The 17,727-nt window shown below is 64.3% G+C and carries 16 protein-coding genes; 10 read left to right on the top strand and 6 right to left on the bottom strand.

The genetic code is table 11. From position 1 onward, the window contains the following. Positions 1-3: 3 nt before the first annotated feature. From VGR99_RS25270 to VGR99_RS25260, 3 genes are read left to right on the top strand one after another with little or no spacing between them, the layout of a single operon-like run. Positions 4-795, top strand: a complete 792-nt coding sequence (locus VGR99_RS25270) for an enoyl-CoA hydratase (RefSeq protein WP_326902292.1) — start codon at positions 4-6, stop codon at positions 793-795. Positions 796-844: 49 nt separating this feature from the next. Further along, a complete protein-coding gene (locus VGR99_RS25265; RefSeq protein WP_326902290.1) occupies positions 845-2,944 on the top strand; it encodes a hydantoinase/oxoprolinase family protein in 2,100 nt (699 codons plus the stop codon). Next, a complete protein-coding gene (locus VGR99_RS25260; RefSeq protein WP_326902289.1) occupies positions 2,941-4,476 on the top strand; it encodes a hydantoinase B/oxoprolinase family protein in 1,536 nt (511 codons plus the stop codon). The genes VGR99_RS25265 and VGR99_RS25260 overlap by 4 nt, the downstream gene beginning before the upstream one ends. 108 nt (positions 4,477-4,584) lie before the next feature. Here the strand turns inward: VGR99_RS25260 and VGR99_RS25255 are convergent, their stop codons facing one another. Beyond that, positions 4,585-5,337, bottom strand: coding sequence for an IclR family transcriptional regulator (locus VGR99_RS25255; RefSeq protein WP_326902288.1), 753 nt, complete (start codon positions 5,335-5,337; stop codon positions 4,585-4,587). A 210-nt stretch (positions 5,338-5,547) separates the two neighbouring features. On the opposite strand from VGR99_RS25255, the gene VGR99_RS25250 reads away from it, so the two are divergent. The 6 genes from VGR99_RS25250 to VGR99_RS25225 all read left to right on the top strand — a co-directional run bounded on the left by VGR99_RS25250 (position 5,548) and on the right by VGR99_RS25225 (position 11,525). Next, complete coding sequence (locus VGR99_RS25250; protein ID WP_326902287.1) at positions 5,548-6,375, top strand: transporter substrate-binding domain-containing protein; 828 nt, start codon at positions 5,548-5,550, stop codon at positions 6,373-6,375. Between the two features lie 13 nt (positions 6,376-6,388). Next, positions 6,389-7,105 carry an amino acid ABC transporter permease gene (locus VGR99_RS25245; RefSeq protein ID WP_326902286.1) on the top strand — a complete coding sequence of 239 codons (717 nt, stop codon included), beginning with the start codon at positions 6,389-6,391 and terminating at the stop codon, positions 7,103-7,105. A 2-nt stretch (positions 7,106-7,107) separates the two neighbouring features. Next, positions 7,108-7,920 (top strand): amino acid ABC transporter permease, encoded by an 813-nt coding sequence (locus tag VGR99_RS25240; RefSeq protein ID WP_326902285.1) that lies wholly within the window; start codon positions 7,108-7,110, stop codon positions 7,918-7,920. Continuing rightward, a complete protein-coding gene (locus VGR99_RS25235) occupies positions 7,917-8,663 on the top strand; it encodes an amino acid ABC transporter ATP-binding protein (protein WP_326902283.1) in 747 nt (248 codons plus the stop codon). Before VGR99_RS25240 ends, VGR99_RS25235 begins: the two co-directional genes overlap by 4 nt. Before the next feature lie 126 nt (positions 8,664-8,789). Beyond that, a complete protein-coding gene (locus VGR99_RS25230) occupies positions 8,790-10,106 on the top strand; it encodes an FAD-binding oxidoreductase (RefSeq protein ID WP_326902282.1) in 1,317 nt (438 codons plus the stop codon). A 102-nt stretch (positions 10,107-10,208) separates the two neighbouring features. Further along, entirely contained in the window at positions 10,209-11,525 is a 1,317-nt protein-coding gene (locus VGR99_RS25225) for an FAD-binding oxidoreductase (RefSeq protein ID WP_326902281.1), read from the top strand. A gap of 286 nt (positions 11,526-11,811) precedes the next feature. On the opposite strand, the gene lpdA is transcribed toward VGR99_RS25225, so the two are convergent. From lpdA to VGR99_RS25200, 5 genes are read right to left on the bottom strand one after another with little or no spacing between them, the layout of a single operon-like run. Next, the gene (gene lpdA / locus VGR99_RS25220; RefSeq protein ID WP_326902280.1) at positions 11,812-13,209 is read right to left on the bottom strand and encodes a dihydrolipoyl dehydrogenase; all 1,398 of its coding nucleotides are present in this window, start codon (positions 13,207-13,209) and stop codon (positions 11,812-11,814) included. Positions 13,210-13,222: 13 nt separating this feature from the next. Next, complete coding sequence (locus tag VGR99_RS25215) at positions 13,223-14,503, bottom strand: dihydrolipoamide acetyltransferase family protein (protein ID WP_326902278.1); 1,281 nt, start codon at positions 14,501-14,503, stop codon at positions 13,223-13,225. Then, positions 14,503-15,519, bottom strand: coding sequence for an alpha-ketoacid dehydrogenase subunit beta (locus tag VGR99_RS25210; RefSeq protein WP_326902276.1), 1,017 nt, complete (start codon positions 15,517-15,519; stop codon positions 14,503-14,505). The genes VGR99_RS25215 and VGR99_RS25210 overlap by 1 nt, the downstream gene beginning before the upstream one ends. A gap of 3 nt (positions 15,520-15,522) precedes the next feature. Next, entirely contained in the window at positions 15,523-16,749 is a 1,227-nt protein-coding gene (locus VGR99_RS25205) for a 3-methyl-2-oxobutanoate dehydrogenase (2-methylpropanoyl-transferring) subunit alpha (protein ID WP_326902274.1), read from the bottom strand. Beyond that, on the bottom strand, positions 16,746-17,066 hold the full coding sequence (locus VGR99_RS25200; RefSeq protein ID WP_326902273.1) for a hypothetical protein: 321 nt from the start codon (positions 17,064-17,066) through the stop codon (positions 16,746-16,748). Before VGR99_RS25200 ends, VGR99_RS25205 begins: the two co-directional genes overlap by 4 nt. 125 nt (positions 17,067-17,191) lie before the next feature. Between VGR99_RS25200 and VGR99_RS25195 the strand changes: the two genes are divergently transcribed. Beyond that, entirely contained in the window at positions 17,192-17,692 is a 501-nt protein-coding gene (locus VGR99_RS25195) for an Lrp/AsnC family transcriptional regulator (protein WP_326902272.1), read from the top strand. Positions 17,693-17,727: the final 35 nt, after the last annotated feature.

Genomic DNA, 17,727 nt, shown 5'->3' with positions numbered 1-17,727 from the left:
GAAATGACCTTGCAGTCTTTGCAACTCACGACAAGCGACGGGGTGTCAACGCTGACCCTCAACAATCCGGCAAAGCACAACGCGATGAATTTCGCGATGTGGCAGGCGTTGCCGGACCTGTTGCAGAACGTCGCAGCGGACCAGGCGACGCGTGTTCTCGTTCTGACCGGCGCCGGCGAGCGCGCCTTTTGCTCCGGCAATGATGTCTCCGAGTTCGACCAGGTCCGTAGCACGCCGGCGCAGATCGACCATTACAACGATCTGCAACGCACCGTCTGCGAACGCCTTGCGAAATTGTCGAAGCCGACCATCGCCATGATCGACGGTTATTGTCTTGGGGCCGGACTGGAGTTCGCGCTGTTGTGCGACTTCCGCTATTGCACACCGGCGTCGCGGTTCGCCGTGCCGGCCGTCAAGCTGGGATTGCCATACCGCTACGAGGATATGGTCAAGGTGCTCGACGTGATCGGGCCGGCGCGCACGCGCGAGATGGTTTTGGGCGGACGTCAGATCGACGGCACATGTGCTGCGGACATCGGTCTCGTGCACCGGCTGGCTTCTTCGCGTGAAGCGCTTCTCCGCGACGTCGCGGACCTCGCAGGGGAGCTTGCCATGGCCGCACCGCTCAGCCTCGCCGCTGCAAAGGCGACCATCAACGAGGCGCTGCGACGCGATGCGTCCGCGGACCTCGCGCTTTGCCGGAAGCTCGCCGACGAGGTCTATGCCAGCCACGACTACATCGAGGGCCGGGCCGCTTTCGCGGCCAAACGCAAGCCGAGATTTGAGGGACGCTGATGAACATCGCGGGACCTGCGACGAACCAGGGAATTTGCGGGCGACACTCATGAGCTACCGGATTGCGATTGATATCGGCGGCACGTTCACGGACGGCGTCATCGAAAATGCCGCCACAGGCGAAGTGCGGCTGGCCAAGCGTCTGACAACCCAGGCCGATCCAGGGGAGGCGCTTGCCGACGTGGTCGATGATCTGCTGGCTGCCGTCCGTCAGGTCAACGGAAGCGGCAGCCCGTCGAGCGCTGTGAGCGAAGTCGTTCACGGCAGCACCCTGGTGACCAACGCGCTGATCGAGCGCAAGGGCGCGAAGACCGCCCTGGTTGCGACCGCAGGCACCGCCGACGTCATCGATATCGGCCGCGAGGTGCGTTACGATCTGTACGATCTCGACATCCAGATGCCGAAGCCGCTGGTCGAACGCGAGCACCGGTTCGAGCTTGCCGAGCGGATCGCTGCTGACGGCGCCGTTCTTGCCGCGCCGGGGCAGGCGGAGATCGACACGGTCGTCGAGGAGATCAGGCGATCCGGTGCCCAGTCCGTCGCGGTCTCGTTTCTGCATTCCTGCGTCAATCCCGAGAACGAAATCCGCGTCGGTGATGCGCTCCGGGCCGCCTTGCCAGATGTCGCAATCTCGCTGTCGTCCCGCGTTGCCCGCGAGATCCGCGAGTACGAGCGGACCACGACGGCCACGGCCAATGCCTTCGTCCAACCGATCGTCGCAAAATATCTGAACGAGCTGTCGGCACGGCTGCGGCAGGCCGGCATCGACGCGCCCTTGCGCATCATGGTGTCGAGCGGCGGCTCGACCTCGGCCGGCATCGCAGCCGAAGTGCCGATCACGACGCTGGAGTCGGGGCCGGCCGGTGGCGTCTTGAGCGCCGCCAATGCCGGACGCGCCGCGGGGTTCGACGATGTTCTCGCCTTCGACATGGGCGGCACCACCGCAAAGATCTGCACTGTGGTGGCCGGCGCGCCCTCGGTCGTGCACACGTTCGAGGCCGCCCGGGTCCGCCGATTCAAGAAGGGCAGCGGCCTGCCGCTTCTGATCGCCAGTATCGATCTCATCGAGATCGGAGCCGGTGGCGGCAGCATTGCGCGCATCAGCGACCTTGGTCTGCTGACGGTCGGGCCCGACAGCGCTGCCGCCGATCCCGGACCCGCTTGCTATGGGCGAGGCGGCCAGGGCGCGACGGTGACCGACGCCGACCTGATGCTCGGCTATCTCAACGCGGGCTTCTTCCTGGGGGGGCGGATGACGCTCGATGCGTCCGCCACCGAGGCCGCGCTCAAGCATCTCGGCGATCGTCTGTCGTTGAATCCGCTGGAGGTCGCCAAGGGCATCTTCAACGTCGTCAATGAGGCGATGGCGGCTGCGGCCCGCGTGCATATTGCGGAGAAAGCGCAAGATCCGCGGCGCTTCACCATGGTCGCGACCGGCGGTGCAGGCCCCGTTCACGCGGTCGAGATCGCGCGCAAGCTGCGCGTGCCCCGTGTCCTGTTCCCGATCGCGGCCGGGACCGGGTCCTGTCTCGGCTTCCTTGCAGCGCCGATCCGCGTCGACCGCTCCTGGTCCAAGCCGCAAGGTCTGGAAACGATCGACTGGCAGGACCTTGCAACAACGCTCGCGAACCTCAAGCGCGAAGCCGAGCAGGAGCTCAACTCCGCGCTGACGAGCTCCGCCGACGTCGTTTGGCAGATCTCGGTCGAGATGCGCTATGTTGGGCAGGGTGCCAACCTCACGGTATCCTTCCCCTGGCGAAGCATCAGCCCGGCCTTTGCGAGCGAGCTCGATGCCGCGTTCCGCAAGGCCTACGAGGTTAACTACGGTGGCGTGCTGCCGGCGGGATCGCTGGAGGTCGTGACCTGGCGCATCGTCGGCGCGACACGGCAGGATATCAAGCGTTTCGTCTGGCCCGCCTCCAGCGGGGCGTCTGCGGCGAAGCCCAAGGCCCACCGCGCGATCTTCTGCACGCAAGCCGACAGCATGACGGACGTGCCGGTTTACGACCGCTACGCGCTCGGGAGCGGGACGCGGTTGCGTGGACCATTGATCCTCGAAGAGTCCGAATCGACCATCGTCGTGCCGGTCGCCGCCGACGTCGAGGTGCTGAGCGATCTCAGCGTGTTGATCCATCTGGGAGGCGAATGATGATTGATCCCATTTCGCTCGAGATCCTCTGGACCAGGCTGGTCAGCCTCGTCGACGAGGCCGCCGCAACCTTGGTGCGGACGTCGTTCTCGACGATTGTGCGTGAATCCAACGATTACGCCGTCGTGCTGCTAGATCGCGACGCCCAGCTGCTGGCGCAATCGAGCCAGAGCATTCCCTCGTTCATCTGCACGCTGCCCGAGACGGTACGGCATTTTCTCAAGCGGTTTCCGCGCGAGACGCTGAAGCCCGGCGACATCATGATCACCAACGACCCCTGGCTCGGCACGGGGCACCTTCCCGACATCAGCATCGCGATGCCGGTGTTCCGGGACGGGGTGCTGGTGGGGTTCGCCGGCAGTGTCGCACATTCGCCCGATATCGGCGGGCGCCTTCGTTCGCCCGGCAATCGCGATCTCTATGAGGAGGGATTGCGCATCCCGCCGATGAAGCTGATCGCCGCCGGCACGGTCAACGAAACGCTGATCGAGATGATCGAGGGCAACGTGCGGATTCCCGATCAGGTGCTGGGAGATTTGTGGGCGCAGGTCTCGGCCAACCGCATGCTGGCGCAGCGCTTGCTCGAGATGCTGGACGAGACCGAATGCGATCTCGTGGCAGTCGGCAAGGAGATGCATGCACGATCGGAATCCGCCATGCGCGGCGCCATCCAGGCGCTGCCGGATGGCGACTATGAATATGAGGCGCGGGTCGACGGCTTCATCGAGCCCGTCACGATCCGATGCCGGATCACGGTGAAGGGCGATGCGTTGTCCGTCGACTACACCGGCTCGTCTCCGCAATTGCCGCGCGCCATCAACGTCGTGCCGATCTACACTTTTGCCTACACGGCCTATGCCCTCAAATGCGTGCTTGCGCCGACTGTCCCGAACAATGATGGCTCGTTCCGGCCGATCACGACAACGGCGCCGTTGGGCTCGATCCTCAATCCGAAATTCCCCGCGGCGGTAAGCGCACGCGCCATGACCGGTCACCTGCTGCCGACCGCCGTGATGGGCGCGCTCGCAAAGGTGGTTCCGGATCGTGTCCGTGCTGCTGCGGGATCGCCGCTATGGTGCGTGCAACTCGCCGGCGCACATGAAGGCCGGCGCTTTGCCTCGACGCTGTTCCTCAACGGCGGCCAGGGCGCCGGCGCGAAGGGGGACGGCTTGCCCGCCCTGAGCTTCCCCAGCAACCTCGCCAACACGCCGATCGAGGTCATCGAATCCCAGGCGCCGATCCGGATCGTGCGCCGCGCGTTGCGGCGCGGGACCGGCGGGGCAGGCAAGACCCGCGGCGGCGACGGGCAGGTTTTCGAGCTCGATCTCCTGGCCGATGAGCCCGTGGCGATGTCGTTCATGGCTGATCGCTTGCGCACAGCCGCGCCCGGTATGCTCGGCGGCGAACCAGGCGCGACTGGCCGTGTGTTGCTGGACGGTGCGCCGATCGACCCGCGCGAAACGCTTGTAGCGGCACCGGGGGCGCGGCTGACTCTGGAGACGCCGGGCGGCGGAGGGTTCGGACGCCGATAGTGGAAGGAGAGGGCGCCGTCTGGTCTGACGACTTTCTCCGGATCAATCGATACGCGGCCTTCAGCGTCTTCACCGCGCGGAAGTAGGCGGCGTCGTCGGTCTTCGTTCCTACTGACCAGTTATTGCGTCGATCTCTTCCCTCAGAAGCGTCGCGTAGTGTTCGATGACGCCGGGCGCCAGTTTTGCGCAGAGCAATGTGAAACTAAGGGCAGCACCCGGCTTTTCACCCGGGGCCCTGATCGGCATTCCCACCCCGGCAATGCCGGGAATGAGTTCGCCCATGTCGACCGAATATCCGCGTTGCCTCGTGTCGGCGATCAATTGTCGAACCTTGTCCTTGGTGAGGTCGCGATAGGACGCGTAGCGGTGCAGGTTGGCGCGGATGGTGTAGTCCTGCTCGTCTTCATCCAGGAAGGCGAGCATCGCGATCGAGCCGGGGCCGACGCCGAGAGGCACGGAGCCGCCAACCGATCCCGTGAGCGTCGGTACGATGCATTCGCCGTCGCGCCGGTCGAGGCAAACCGAATCGTGGTTGAAGCGGGCCATCAGATGGGTCGTGTCGCCGGTACGGCGCCTCAGCCTGGTCAGCGCGACCTCGCAACGGCTGATGATTCCGGGGCCGCGGGCTGCGCGCACTCCGTAAATCGCCATGCGGGCGCCGAGCCTGTAGCGCCGTTTCTTGTCATCACGGGCCAAGAGCTTGTGGCCGACCAGCGTGTTGAGAATGCGGTGGCAGGTGGCCGTGTTGAGCGCGGACCGCGCCGCCAGCTCCTTGAGCGTAAGGCCCTCGATTCCGCCATCGGCGACGAGGTCGAGCAGGATGATCGCGCGGTCGAGCAATTGCGCTCCACCGGATGTCATTTGGCCGATTTCTGGCACTCGATTCTCACATTATGAAAAATCGTATCAAGCTTACTTGTATAATGAGAAATATATGCCTTCAATGATGAAAAATAAGTCGTCTGAGATATTTGCATAAATTCTGGGCGATATCCGTATCCGCAAAGCTGATGGTTGAAGCGACGCCCCTGCAACGGCGCCGGCAGACCATCTTTGATCCAGGGGACCAAGATGACGAATCTCAAATGGATGGGCGTTTCGACGCTCGCGCTTGTCGCCTTTCTTGCCGGTGGCGCGGCCATGGCCGGCACGCTCGAGAACATCAAGGCGCGTGGCAAGCTCATCGTCGGCGTGAAGAATGACTACGCGCCTTACGGCTTTCTGAACGACAAGGGCGACGTTGTCGGCTTCGAGGTCTCGCTCGCGAAGTATGTTGCCAAGGAACTGCTCGGCTCCGAGGACAAGATCGAACTCGTCCCGGTGGTCGCCTCCAACCGCATCGAGTTCCTGACCGCTGGTCGCATCGACGCGATTTTCGCGACGCTCGGCGTCACGGCTGAACGCGGCAAAGTGATCGACTTCACGACGGAATACGTGTCCGCCGCCGGCCCTTCGGTGCTGATGGCCAAGGAGACGACGATTTCCAAATGGGAGGAACTGAAGGGCAAGCAGGTCTGTGGCATCCAGGGCTCCTACTACAACAAGAAGATGACGGAGGAATTCGGCATCAATCTCGTTGCCTTCAAGACCCAGCCGGAAGCCTATCGCGCGCTGAAGGACAATCGCTGCATCGGTTTCGTTTTCGATGACATGACGCTCGCGCAGAAGCTCAAGGAGGCCGACTGGACGAACTACAAGATCGCCGTCGCACCCTACGAATTCCAGCCGATGGCGGGTGGTCTTCGCAAGGGCGACCCGGAATTTCGCGAAGCCGTCGACAAGGCGATCGGGAAGGCCGAGGCCGAAGGCAAGCTGATTGCGTGGGAGACCGAATTCGACATGCCGCATTCCCCCTACATTGCCGAGCGGGCGAAGGTCGCGGCCGCGAAGAAGAACTGACGCGGAGCGGCCCTTGTTCGGTCTCGACTATTCCTGGCTCGCGGATCCAGCGTACCAGCAATGGCTGCTCACCGGTGTCGTCAACACGCTGAAGCTGGCGGCGATTTCATCAAGCGCCGCCATTGTCATTGGTCTCTTTGGGGCCCTTGGGCTTACGCTGAGGATCTTCTGGCTCGATGCATTGATCGAGTTGTTCGTGGAGGTGTTTCGCAACACGCCTCCATTGCTGCAAATGCTGTTTGCCTATTTCACGCTCTCCACCCTCGGCCTTAGGGTGACGGACCCGGCGACAGGCCTGTCGGTCCCGCTTCTCAGCGCCTTCGCCTGCGCCGCGACGTCGCTCAGCCTGTTCGGCGGGGCGTTGGCCATAGAAGCGTTCCGCTCGGGCATCGAAACGATGCCTCGGTCCATCATCGAGGCGGCGCGGTCGCTGGGTTACGGTCGCTGGGCCCGATTCTGGTGGATCGAGGCGCCGATCGCGACCCGCATCTGCCTGCCGGCGCTGACGAACATTCTGACGAACCTGTTCAAGACGACGTCGCAGGCCTCCGTCATTACTGTGCCGGAGCTGATGTATTACGCCGGACAGATCTACAATGACACGTTCCGCACGCTCGAGGTCATGATCCTGGTGCTGGTCATCTACGTGACGCTCGTGTCCATACTGACATTCGCGATGGCGAGGCTTGAGGCCTTCATGGCGTTTCCCGGCTACGGAAAGGGACGTTGATCGTGGGTCTCACGCTTTCCTACGATGACAAGAAGCGTGCGGTCCTGCTGCTGATCGCCGTTGGCGTGGTCGCCTGGATCGCGATCGATGCGGCGGCCGGAGGTTCGAAATATTGGGCGCGGGTGCTGCTGCGGCTGCCTCTGCTCTTCACCGGCTCCGGCTCGGGTTGGCCGATTGCGGGCGGCTTCGTGCTCAATATTCTTCTGTCCATCGCCGCCATGACGCTGGCGACGGCGCTCGGCACGCTCATCGGCATTGCGACGCTCGCCAGACTGGCGCTGCTGCGCGTGCCATCGTTATTGCTGATGAATTTCCTGCGCAATTCGCCCTGGCTGGTTCTGCTTTTCGCGATGCTCTACATCCTGCCGTTCGAGGTGCATGTGTTCGGTCGGGTCGTTGCGTTCCCGCCGTTCGTGAAAGCCGTGATCGGACTTGCGCTGCCGACGGCGGCGAATTTTTCCGAGGTGATCCGGGGCGCCGTTCAATCGATTCATAGCGGCCAGTGGGAGGCCGCGCGCTCACTCGGCTACACCACCATCCAGATCTATCGTCACGTGATCATGCCGCAGGCCTTTCGGCGCATGATTCCCGGGTGGATGAACCTCTACGCGCTGGTGATGATCGCAACCGCGCTGGCGACCGTGACCGGCATCCAGGACGTCCTGACAATCCTGAACAATTTGCTCGCGATGGAGAGCGAGCGCGTGATCGTCTACTTCTACCTGACCGTCCTCTTCCTGTTCTTCGCCTACTGCTATCCAATCGCGGCCGTCGCGCGCCGGTTGGAGCGGGCCGTGAAAGGAGACAATCTGTGAATCGCAGCGACGCGCTGGTTGAGCTCGACGACATCCATAAGTCTTTCGGCGATGTCCCGGTTCTCAAGGGAATTTCGTTGTTCGTGCAGAAAGGGGAGGCGGTCTGCATCATCGGCCCATCCGGGTCGGGCAAGTCCACCATCCTGCGCTGCATCAACGGTCTGATTCCGGTCGACCGAGGTTTTGTCCGCGTCGGCACACATCGCGTGCATGAGCTGAAGTCGGAAAAGGCGATGCGAGCGCTGCGTCATCAGGTGGCGATGGTGTTCCAGCAGTACAATCTATTTCCGCATCGTACGGCGTTGGAAAACGTCATGATGGCGCCGATCCAGGTGCTTGGACACGATCGATCTGAAGTCGAGGAACGCGCCCGCAAGCTCCTGAAGAAGGTGCGGCTCTCCGAAAAGGCGGACAGTTATCCGGGGGAGCTGTCCGGTGGCCAGCAGCAGCGCGTCGCAATCGCGCGCGCGCTGGCCATGCAGCCTGAGGTGATTTTGTTCGACGAGGTGACGGCGGCGCTGGATCCCGAGACGGTGAAGGAGGTGCTCCGGACGATCCGCGATCTCGTGGAGGACGGCCTGACCTGCATCCTGGTGACCCATGAAATGAAATTCGCCCGGGAGGTCTCGCAACGTGTGTGCTTCACCGATCGTGGATTGATCGTGGAGAGTGGCCCTCCCGCAAGGCTTTTCGACCACCCGGAGGATCCTCGCACGCGGGAATTCCTCGGCCAGATTCTTTGATCGCGCCGCCGGGCTGGAGCGATGTCAGTTCGACCCGGCGCAACAAACCTCTCGGGATTGGCCTTGCACTGCGCGGTGCAGCCATCTCGCGTTCAACGAAAGGTGAGCCGCTAGGCTCGATCGACAATGGCTCGTTTTGACGACATCTATGCCCGGGGCTTCAAGGAGGCACCCTATTGGTGGGAAGCCGCGGAGCCGGAGACCGATCTCGATCCCTTGCCGGAGCATGCCGATGTTGTGGTCATCGGCTCGGGGTATGCCGGCCTGAATGCGGCAACACATTTGGCGCGCGCCGGACGGTCGGTTGTCGTTCTCGACGGTGACCGGATCGGGGAGGGCGCCTCGACGCGGTCGGGCGGTATGGTGTCGAGCGGCCAGAAGCTGGTGGTTGGTGGCGCGATCAGGGGAATAGATCCAGCGCTCGTCTCGCGCCTGATCGGCGAGAGCAATGAGAGCTTCGATTATCTGAAAATGCTGGTCGAGACCGAAAAGTTGGATGCGGGCCTCGCACTCACCGGCCGCTTTTTCGGAGCCCACGCCGCAGGCGACTACGAAGTCCTGAAGCGGCACGGCGCGCTTCTGGCAGAAAAGACAGGCGTGACCGTGCATTTCCTCGACCGCGCTCACCAGCGGACCGCCATCGGTTCGGACTATTATCATGGCGGCATGGTGATCGACGAATATGGTGGTCTCCATCCCGGCAAGTATCACAAGGCGCTGCGTGACCGGGCGCGGGCGGCGGGCGTCGTGCTGCGTTCGCATGCGCGTGCGGGCGTCGTGCAGGATGGGCCGAACGGAGAAAAGATCGTGCCGACGGCACGGGGCAGCATCCGGGCCGCTCACGTCGTGGCGACCACCAATGGCTACACCTCCGCCGATGCCACGCCCGGTCTCGTCAGCCGTGTCGTGCCGGTCAAGAGCTACCAGATCGCGACCGAGCCGCTGCCTGCCGATCAGCTTGCGGAGCTGATACCACATGCCCGCATGGTGTCCGACACGCGCCGCGATCTCATCTATGCTAGGCCATCGCCCGACGGGAGCCGCCTTCTGTTCGGCTCGCGTCCGGGCATCTTCGATATGCCGGACAAGGTTGCCGCGAAGCGGCTCTACCTGCGCATGTTGACGATCTGGCCGCAGCTTGCAGGCATCAAGATCACTCATGCCTGGAGCGGACGCGTCGCCATGACGGTCGACAAGATCGCCCATCTCGGCGCCCGTGACGGTACGGATTTTGCCGTTGGCTGCAACGGCAACGGCGTGGCGCTGATGACTTATCTCGGTTATCAGACGGCGCGGAAAATTCTCGGCCAGCAGAACATGCCCTCTGCCTTCGACCGCGAGAAATTCACGGCCGTGCCCTTCTATTCTGGCAGGCCGTGGTTCGTACCGCTTTTCGCGGGCTGGTATCGCTTGCGCGATTTTCTCGATCGGCCAGGACGCTGATGGACGGGTCAACCGTTCACAGTCGCCTCGATGAGAACGCGCCTGGCGCGCGTCTCGTTCCCGACGGTTGGGCCTTCCATTGTTCGGTTCCAGGAGGACAACATGTCCAGAATTATTCCCGATCTTGTTGTCACGCCGCAGGAGCTGCCTGTACAGGTGGATGTCGTCGTCATCGGCGGGGGCATCGTCGGTGTATCGACCGCGCTTTCGCTGGTCGAGCGCGGTGTCAGCGTCGCCTTGTGCGAAAAAGGGTTGATCGGAGCAGAGCAGTCGGCGCGGAACTGGGGTTGGGTTCGCCAGATGGGACGAGATCCGGCCGAACTGCCGCTCGCCATTGAAAGCCTTCGGATCTGGCGCGGCATGAACGAGCGCATCGGCGGCGAAACCGGCTTCCGGCAGGCCGGCATCGCCTATCTCTGCGACACCGAGGCCGATGTTGCCGTATATGAGGAGTGGTTGAAGCACGTCGCGCCGTTCGGTCTCGATTCCCGTATCGCCAGGGGCGAGGAGCTGAGGACGCTCATGCCGGGAATGGCAAAGCCGTTTCGTGCCGCGCTGCATACGCCGAGCGACGGCAAGGCCGAGCCGTTCATTGCCGTCCCGGCCATGGCGCGAGGCGCGGCCGTCAAGGGAGCGCATATCCTCACCAACTGCGCGGTCCGCTCCATCGAGCGATCGGCGGGCCGTGTCAGCGGCTGCGTCACCGAGCGCGGCGAGATCCGCTGTTCGTCCGTCGTCCTGGCGGGAGGGGCTTGGTCGCGCCTGTTCGCCGGTAACATGGGCATCGACCTTCCGGTCCTGAAGATCCTCGGCAGCGTCGCCCGCGTTTCCTCGGTCGATGGTGTTCCGGATTTTGCCGTCGGCGCAGGCAACTTCGCGTTCCGCCGCCGTCTCGACGGCGGCTTCACCGTCGCCCAGCGCAACGCAAACATCGCGCCGATCACACCGGACAGCTTCCGTCTGTTCCGCGATTATACGCCGACGCTCATCAAGAGCTGGAAGGAGCTGACGCTTCGCATCGGCGGCCAGTTCGTTCGTGAGCTGACGATGGCCCGAAGCTGGAAGAGTGACGAGGTTACGCCCTTTGAACAGGTCCGCATTCTCGATCCAGATCCGTCGCCTCGATTCGTCCATGGCGGCATCAACCACCTGCGCGAAGCGTTCCCGGTGTTCCGCGACGCCAAGATCACGCAGATGTGGGGTGGCCTCATGGACGTCACGCCGGATGCTATTCCAGTTATCGCGCCGGTTGGCTCTGTACCTGGCTTCCATATCGCGACCGGCTTCTCCGGCCACGGTTTCGGCATCGGCCCCGGCGCCGGCGCGCTGATGGCCGATCTCGTAACCGGATCGGCACCTCGCGTCGATCCCGCGCCCTTCCGTATGGAGCGATTCAAGCGCTTGAGGGAGGCCGCTTGATTTCGCGGGCGTCGATGTGACGCCAGCTTCCTGATGGTCGTGGCAAGGCGATCGCAAACCGGGCGCCATCGCTCCAACGAAGCGCCCTCCCGCTACCATCTTTCCCCACACCTCTGTTATCCGATTGGGGTAGGCGGCTTCGCCGAGCAGGGCATTCAACTACGATCTTCCGCGCTCGCGCCCCTGATGAGACCTGCTGAGGCCCGGTGTTGCGAATCGTGTTGGGTGCGAAAAGCTAGTGACGCCCTGAGAGCCGCCCATCTCCTCAATCCGCTTCGTGATGGGTCTAGACGTGGATCGCGTGGCCGAGCGCCTTGAACGCGGCTTCCTGGATCGCCTCGCCCAGCGTCGGATGCGCGTGGATCGTACCGGCGATGTCCTGCAACACCGCGCCCATCTCGATCGCGAGGCCGAACGCGGCGGACAGTTCCGACACGCCCTGTCCGACCGCCTGGATGCCGATCACCTGCTGATTGTCGGCCCTGGCGACGACGCGCATAAAGCCGGCCTCGCCATGGCGCGTCATCGCGCGGCCATTGGCTGCAAATGGAAACTGTCCGACCTTGATGTTGATGCCGGCCTGGCGCGCCTCGTCTGGTGACAAGCCGGCGGAGACGATCTCGGGATCGGTGAAGCAGATCGCCGGGATGCAGCGCTTGTCCCATGCGCGCGGCAGACCGGCGGCGATTTCCGCTACCATCTCGCCCTGGGCCATGGCGCGATGGGCCAGCATCGGCTCGCCCGTGACATCGCCGATCGCATAGATGCCGCGCATCGAGGTCTCGCAATGCTGGCCGATCCGGATGAAGCGGCCGTCCATGTCGAGCACGAGTTGTTCGAGACCGAGCGCAGCGGTCACCGGCGCGCGCCCGACCGTGACGAGAATCTTGTCGGCCGCGAGGCTGCGCTCCCGGCCGTCGGCGGTCTCGACGCGCAGTCCATCGCTCTGAGCGGTGAGGCCGAGCGCCCGGGCGCCGGTCATCACCTCGACGCCGAGCGCAGCGAGGCGTCTCGTGATCGGCGCCGTCAACTCGGAATCGTAGAGCGGCAGGATGTTGTCCTGCGCCTCGACCACGGACACCTTGCTTCTCAGCTTGGCGAAGGCGATCCCGAGCTCGAGCCCGATATAGCCGCCGCCGACGACAACGAGGGATTTCGGCACCTCGCCGAGCGACAACGCCCCGGTCGAGGAGATGACCCTGCCGCCGAACGGCAGCGAGGGCAGCTCGACGGGCGCCGAGCCGGTCGCGATCACCACCGTCTCGGCCTTGATCGTCTTCGGCCCGGTCTCGGTCTCGACGACGATGGTCTTGCCGTCGCGGAAGCGTCCATGGCCCTGGACGATCTTGACCTTGGCCTTGCGCAGCAGCGCGGCGACGCCGTTGTTCAGCCGTTGGACGATCCCGTCTTTCCAGGCGATCGCCTGCTTGAAGTTCAGCGCGGGCTGCGCGGCCGTCAGGCCGAACGGCGTCTTGCCGTTCGCGGCTTCAGTCAGCTTCTCGAATTCCTCGGCGACATGGATCATCGCTTTGGAGGGAATGCAGCCGACATTCAGGCAGCTTCCGCCGAGCTTGCCGCGTTCGACGAGCACGGTGTCGATGCCGAGCTGGCCGGCGCGGATCGCGCAGACATAGCCGCCGGGTCCGCCACCGATGACGACGAGCTGACAGGTGATTTCGGTCATGGCTTGTCCTGTCTCAGGGATCGACGAAGATCGTCGCCGGATTCTCCAGCAGCTCCCTGAGCCTCTGCACGAAGATGGCGGCGTCCCACCCGTCGATGACGCGATGGTCGAAGCTGGAGGAGAGGTTCATCATCTTGCAGGGCACGAACTGCGTGCCGTCCCAGAGCGGGCGCACCGCGATCTTGTTGACGCCGACGATGGTGACCTCGGGATGGTTGATGACAGGCGTGGTCGCAAGGCCGCCGAGGGCGCCGAGCGAGGTGATGGTGATGGTCGAGCCGGTCAGTTCCTCGCGCGTCGCGGTGCCCTCGCGGGCGCGCTGCGCCAGACGGTTGAGCTCGATGCTGCAGTCGCGGAGGTCGCGCGCTTCCACGTGCTTGACCACGGGCACGACGAGGCCCGACGGGGTCTGGGTAGCGATGCCGATATGGATGCCGGCATGCTGATGGACGATGCCGGCCTCGTCGTCATAGAGCGCGTTGAGCGCGGGCTGCTCGGCGAGCGCCTTGGCCATCGCGCGCATCAGGAACGGCAGCAGGGTCAGCTTGGGCTGCTCCGGCGCCGGCTTCTTGTTCAGCGTCGCCCGCAGCTCCTCCAGCGGCGAGACGTTGACCTCCTCGATGATGGTGATGTGCGGAATGCGCGACTTCGACAGCGCCATCTTCTCGGCGATGCGGCGGCGCAAGCCCACCACCTTGACGTCGGTCACGGCGGTCTTCGGGCTCAGGCCGCGGCCATGCGCCGGCACTGGGGCGCGCGACAGGAAGGCGTCGATGTCCTCGTGGGTGATGCGTCCGGCGGGACCCGAGCCTTGGACCTGGCGCAGGTCGATGCCGGCTTCCCGCGCCTTGAGCCGAACGGCGGGCGAGGCCAGCGGCTTCTCGCCAGGCGCGCGGCGGACTGCGGCTGTTGCCATCGGCTTGGCCTCGATGGCGGCGGGGATGCGGGCAGGGAGCGACGGCGCGGCAGCCGCAGGTTCCGCTTTCGTTGCGGCCGGCGGCGCTGCAACCGCTTTCGTCGGCGTCTCGTCTTTTGACTCCGCGGCATCGTCGCCGGCGACCTTGAGCTTCACCAGCGTCGAGCCGATCGCGACCGCGTCACCGATCTGGGCGCCGATCCAGACGACCTCGCCGGCGAGCGGCGAGGGAATCTCGACCGAGGCCTTGTCGGTCATCACGGTGGCGAGCAGATCGTCCTCGCGAACGAGATCGCCTTGCTTGACGTGCCATTCGACGAGTTCGGCTTCGGCGATGCCTTCGCCGATGTCAGGAAGCTTGACGCTGCGCTCGCCCATCAGCGTGTCTCCATGATGTCGCGCAGCGCCTGACCGAGCCTGAGAGGTCCGGGGAAATAGTCCCATTCCTGCGCATGCGGATAGGGCGTGTCCCAGCCGGTGACGCGCGTCACCGGCGCCTCGAGATGATAGAAGCAATGCTCCTGCACCAGCGCCGTGAGCTCCGCGCCGAAGCCGGACGTCAGCGTTGCCTCATGCAGCACGATGCAGCGGCCGGTCTTGGCAACGGACGCGGCAATCGCTTCGAGATCGAGCGGCAACAGTGTGCGCAGGTCGATCACCTCGGCGTCCACACCCGTCTCCTCGACGGCCGCGAGCGCGACATGCACCATCGTGCCATAGGTCAGGACAGTGACGGCCTCGCCGGCGCGCCGCGTCACCGCCTTGCCGAGCGGCGTCGTGTAGTGTCCCTCCGGCACTTCGGCGAGCTCATGCCTCGCCCATGGGGTGACGGGGCGATCATGATGTCCGTCGAACGGGCCGTTGTAGAGCCGCTTCGGCTCCAGAAAGATGACGGGATCCGGATCCTCGATGGCCGCGATCAGCAGGCCCTTGGCATCATAGGGATTGGACGGCACCACGGTCTTCAGCCCCGCGACATGCGTGAACAGCGCTTCGGGGCTCTGGCTGTGCGTCTGCCCGCCGAAAATGCCGCCGCCCGTGGGCATGCGGATGACCAGCGGACATGTGAAGTCGCCGGCTGAGCGGTAACGCAGGCGCGCCGCTTCCGAGACGATCTGGTCGTAGGCCGGATACATGTAGTCTGCGAACTGCAGCTCGACGCAGGGGCGCAGGCCATAGGCGGCCATGCCGATCGCCGTGCCGACGATGCCGCACTCGCTGATCGGCGCGTCGAAGCAGCGCGACACGCCGTATTTCTGTTGCAGGCCCTGTGTGCAGCGGAACACGCCGCCGAAGAAGCCGACATCCTCGCCATAGACCACGACGTCGTCGTCGCGCTGCATCGAGACGTCGAGCGCCGAGCGGATTGCCTCGATCATCGTCATGCGCGGCACGGCTCATACTCCGATTTGCTGGCGCTGGCGCCGCAGATGCGGCGGCAGCTCGGCATAGACGTCCTCGAAGATGTCGCGGGCCGAAGGCTTGCTGCCCGAGTGCAGCGTGCCGAAGCTCTCGGCCTCCTTCTGCGCGGCGATGACGTCGGCAAGGATCTCGGCCTCGGCCTGCTTGTGGCGCTCTTCGGACCAGGCTCCGGCTGCGATGAGATGCTGCTTGAGCCGGATCACGGGATCGCCCAGCGGCCATTCCTCGGATTCGTGCTTCGGCCGGTAGGCGGACGGATCGTCCGAGGTTGAATGCGCGCCAGCGCGGTAGGTGACGTATTCGATCAGCGTCGGCCCGAGATTGAGCCGGGCCCGCTCGATGGCCCATTTCGCGACGGCATAGGTCGCAAGATAGTCGTTGCCGTCGACCCTGAGCGCGGGGATGCCGAAGCCGAGGCCGCGCGCGGCGAAGGTGCCGGAGCCGCCACGCGCGATGCCCTGGAAGGTCGAGATCGCCCATTGATTGTTGACGACGTTGAGGACGACGGGCGCCTTATAGGTCGAGGCGAACACGAGGGCGGCATGGAAATCGGACTCGGCGGTCGAGCCGTCGCCGATCCAGGCGGCCGCGATGCGGCTGTCGCCCTTGATCGCCGAGGCCATCGCCCAGCCGACCGCCTGAACGAATTGCGTGGCGAGATTGCCGGAGATCGAGAAGAAGCCGTGCTTCCTGGATGAATAGAACACCGGAAGCTGGCGACCCTTCATCGGATCGTTCGCGTTGGAATAGATCTGGCACATCATCTCGACCAGCGGATAATCATGCGCGATCAACAGGCCGGCCTGACGGTAGGTCGGGAAGTTCATGTCATCGGGGCCGAGCGCGATGCGGAAGGCGCAGCTCACCGCTTCCTCGCCGGTGTGTTGCATGTAGAACGACGTCTTGCCCTGGCGTTGCGCCATCTGCATGCGCGCGTCGAACGTGCGCAGCGTCATCATGTGGCGCAGGCCGGCGACCAGCTGGTCCTGGGCGAGATCAGGCGCCCACGGCCCGATCGCCTGTCCCTCGTGATCGAGCACGCGGATGATGGAGTAGGCGAGATCGCGGATCTCCTCGGGCGGCACATCGACCGGCGGGCGCCGCACCGAGCCTGCCTTCGGAATCGAGACGCCGGAGAAGTCCGGCCTGCCGCCCGGCCGGCTTGCAGGTTCCGGAACGTGGAAGTGAAGTGGGTTGGTCATGGCAGCATCCGCTCGTTTGCGGGTTGTGAAGCGGCAGCGCCCGGCTGATCGGACTGTTCGCGCGAAAGCTCCGCGATGTGAAGGTCGAGGATCGCCGGATGGCGTGACAACCGTTCCGTGAGGTCGGCGCAGTCGGCCGACGGCTGGACTTCAAGAACCATCCGTATCGTTCGGTTCCCGTCCGCTTGCGTCGTCATCGAGACCTGGTCGAGGCCGAAGCCGAGCCGGCCTGCGTCGAGGACAAGCCGGACGATGCCGTCAAAGGGGTCCGACGTGGTGGCCGTCACGCTGACGCAGCGGCGCTGTTGAGGTTGCATGTCACGGTCTCTCGCGGCACAATGATAATCTCTTCATTCGCGAAGATTTCCCAAAATTCCGACAGATTGGCCGAAATGGCGGGAGATTTTCCCGTAAAATAGAAAAAATGCAGAAGGATTATCCGATGCCCGTCAAGCGCAGCCCCGTCGAGGAGCTCGATCAGCTCGATCGCCGCATTCTCTCGGCGCTGAGCGAGAACGGCCGCCTGACGACGAGCGCGCTGGCGGAGCAGGTCGGGCTCTCGAGCTCGCCGTGCTGGACCAGGGTGAAGCGTCTGGAGGAAAATGGCGCGATCGAGAAATACGTCGCGGTGCTCAATCACGCCAATCTCGGCTACAACAACATCGCCTTCGTCGAGATCACGCTGGACAAGCACGACGAGAAGGTGCTCGAGCGCTTCGGCACCGCGCTGTCGCGGATTCCGGAGGTGATGGAAGCGTACCTCGTGACCGGCGAATACGACTATCTCATCAAGGTCGTGGTGCGGGACACCGATCATTACGAGCGCTTCCTGCGCCAGGCGCTGTACCGGATACCGGGCATCCGGCAGTCGCGAACGACTTTCGGCCTGCGCACCCTGAAGCGCCAGATCTCCATCGATCCCTCCAAGGCCGGTCAACCTTGAGCGCAAGCGGTTTGAGCGACCCTGAGGGCCGGGCT

The organism is Bradyrhizobium sp. (genome assembly GCF_035935975.1).
Lineage (GTDB): Bacteria > Pseudomonadota > Alphaproteobacteria > Rhizobiales > Xanthobacteraceae > Bradyrhizobium.
Note: the sequence above shows the minus strand (reverse complement) of the source record. Positions and strands in the feature narration are given on the sequence as shown.

Coding starts and splice junctions, on each gene's coding strand:
- VGR99_RS25270 (WP_326902292.1), top strand. CDS start 4: ATGACCTTGCAGTCTTTGCAACTCACGACAAGCGACGGGGTGTCAACG.
- VGR99_RS25265 (WP_326902290.1), top strand. CDS start 845: ATGAGCTACCGGATTGCGATTGATATCGGCGGCACGTTCACGGACGGC.
- VGR99_RS25260 (WP_326902289.1), top strand. CDS start 2,941: ATGATGATTGATCCCATTTCGCTCGAGATCCTCTGGACCAGGCTGGTC.
- VGR99_RS25255 (WP_326902288.1), bottom strand. CDS start 5,337: ATGACATCCGGTGGAGCGCAATTGCTCGACCGCGCGATCATCCTGCTC.
- VGR99_RS25250 (WP_326902287.1), top strand. CDS start 5,548: ATGACGAATCTCAAATGGATGGGCGTTTCGACGCTCGCGCTTGTCGCC.
- VGR99_RS25230 (WP_326902282.1), top strand. CDS start 8,790: ATGGCTCGTTTTGACGACATCTATGCCCGGGGCTTCAAGGAGGCACCC.
- VGR99_RS25225 (WP_326902281.1), top strand. CDS start 10,209: ATGTCCAGAATTATTCCCGATCTTGTTGTCACGCCGCAGGAGCTGCCT.
- lpdA (WP_326902280.1), bottom strand. CDS start 13,209: ATGACCGAAATCACCTGTCAGCTCGTCGTCATCGGTGGCGGACCCGGC.
- VGR99_RS25215 (WP_326902278.1), bottom strand. CDS start 14,503: ATGGGCGAGCGCAGCGTCAAGCTTCCTGACATCGGCGAAGGCATCGCC.
- VGR99_RS25205 (WP_326902274.1), bottom strand. CDS start 16,749: ATGACCAACCCACTTCACTTCCACGTTCCGGAACCTGCAAGCCGGCCG.
- VGR99_RS25200 (WP_326902273.1), bottom strand. CDS start 17,066: ATGCAACCTCAACAGCGCCGCTGCGTCAGCGTGACGGCCACCACGTCG.
- VGR99_RS25195 (WP_326902272.1), top strand. CDS start 17,192: ATGCCCGTCAAGCGCAGCCCCGTCGAGGAGCTCGATCAGCTCGATCGC.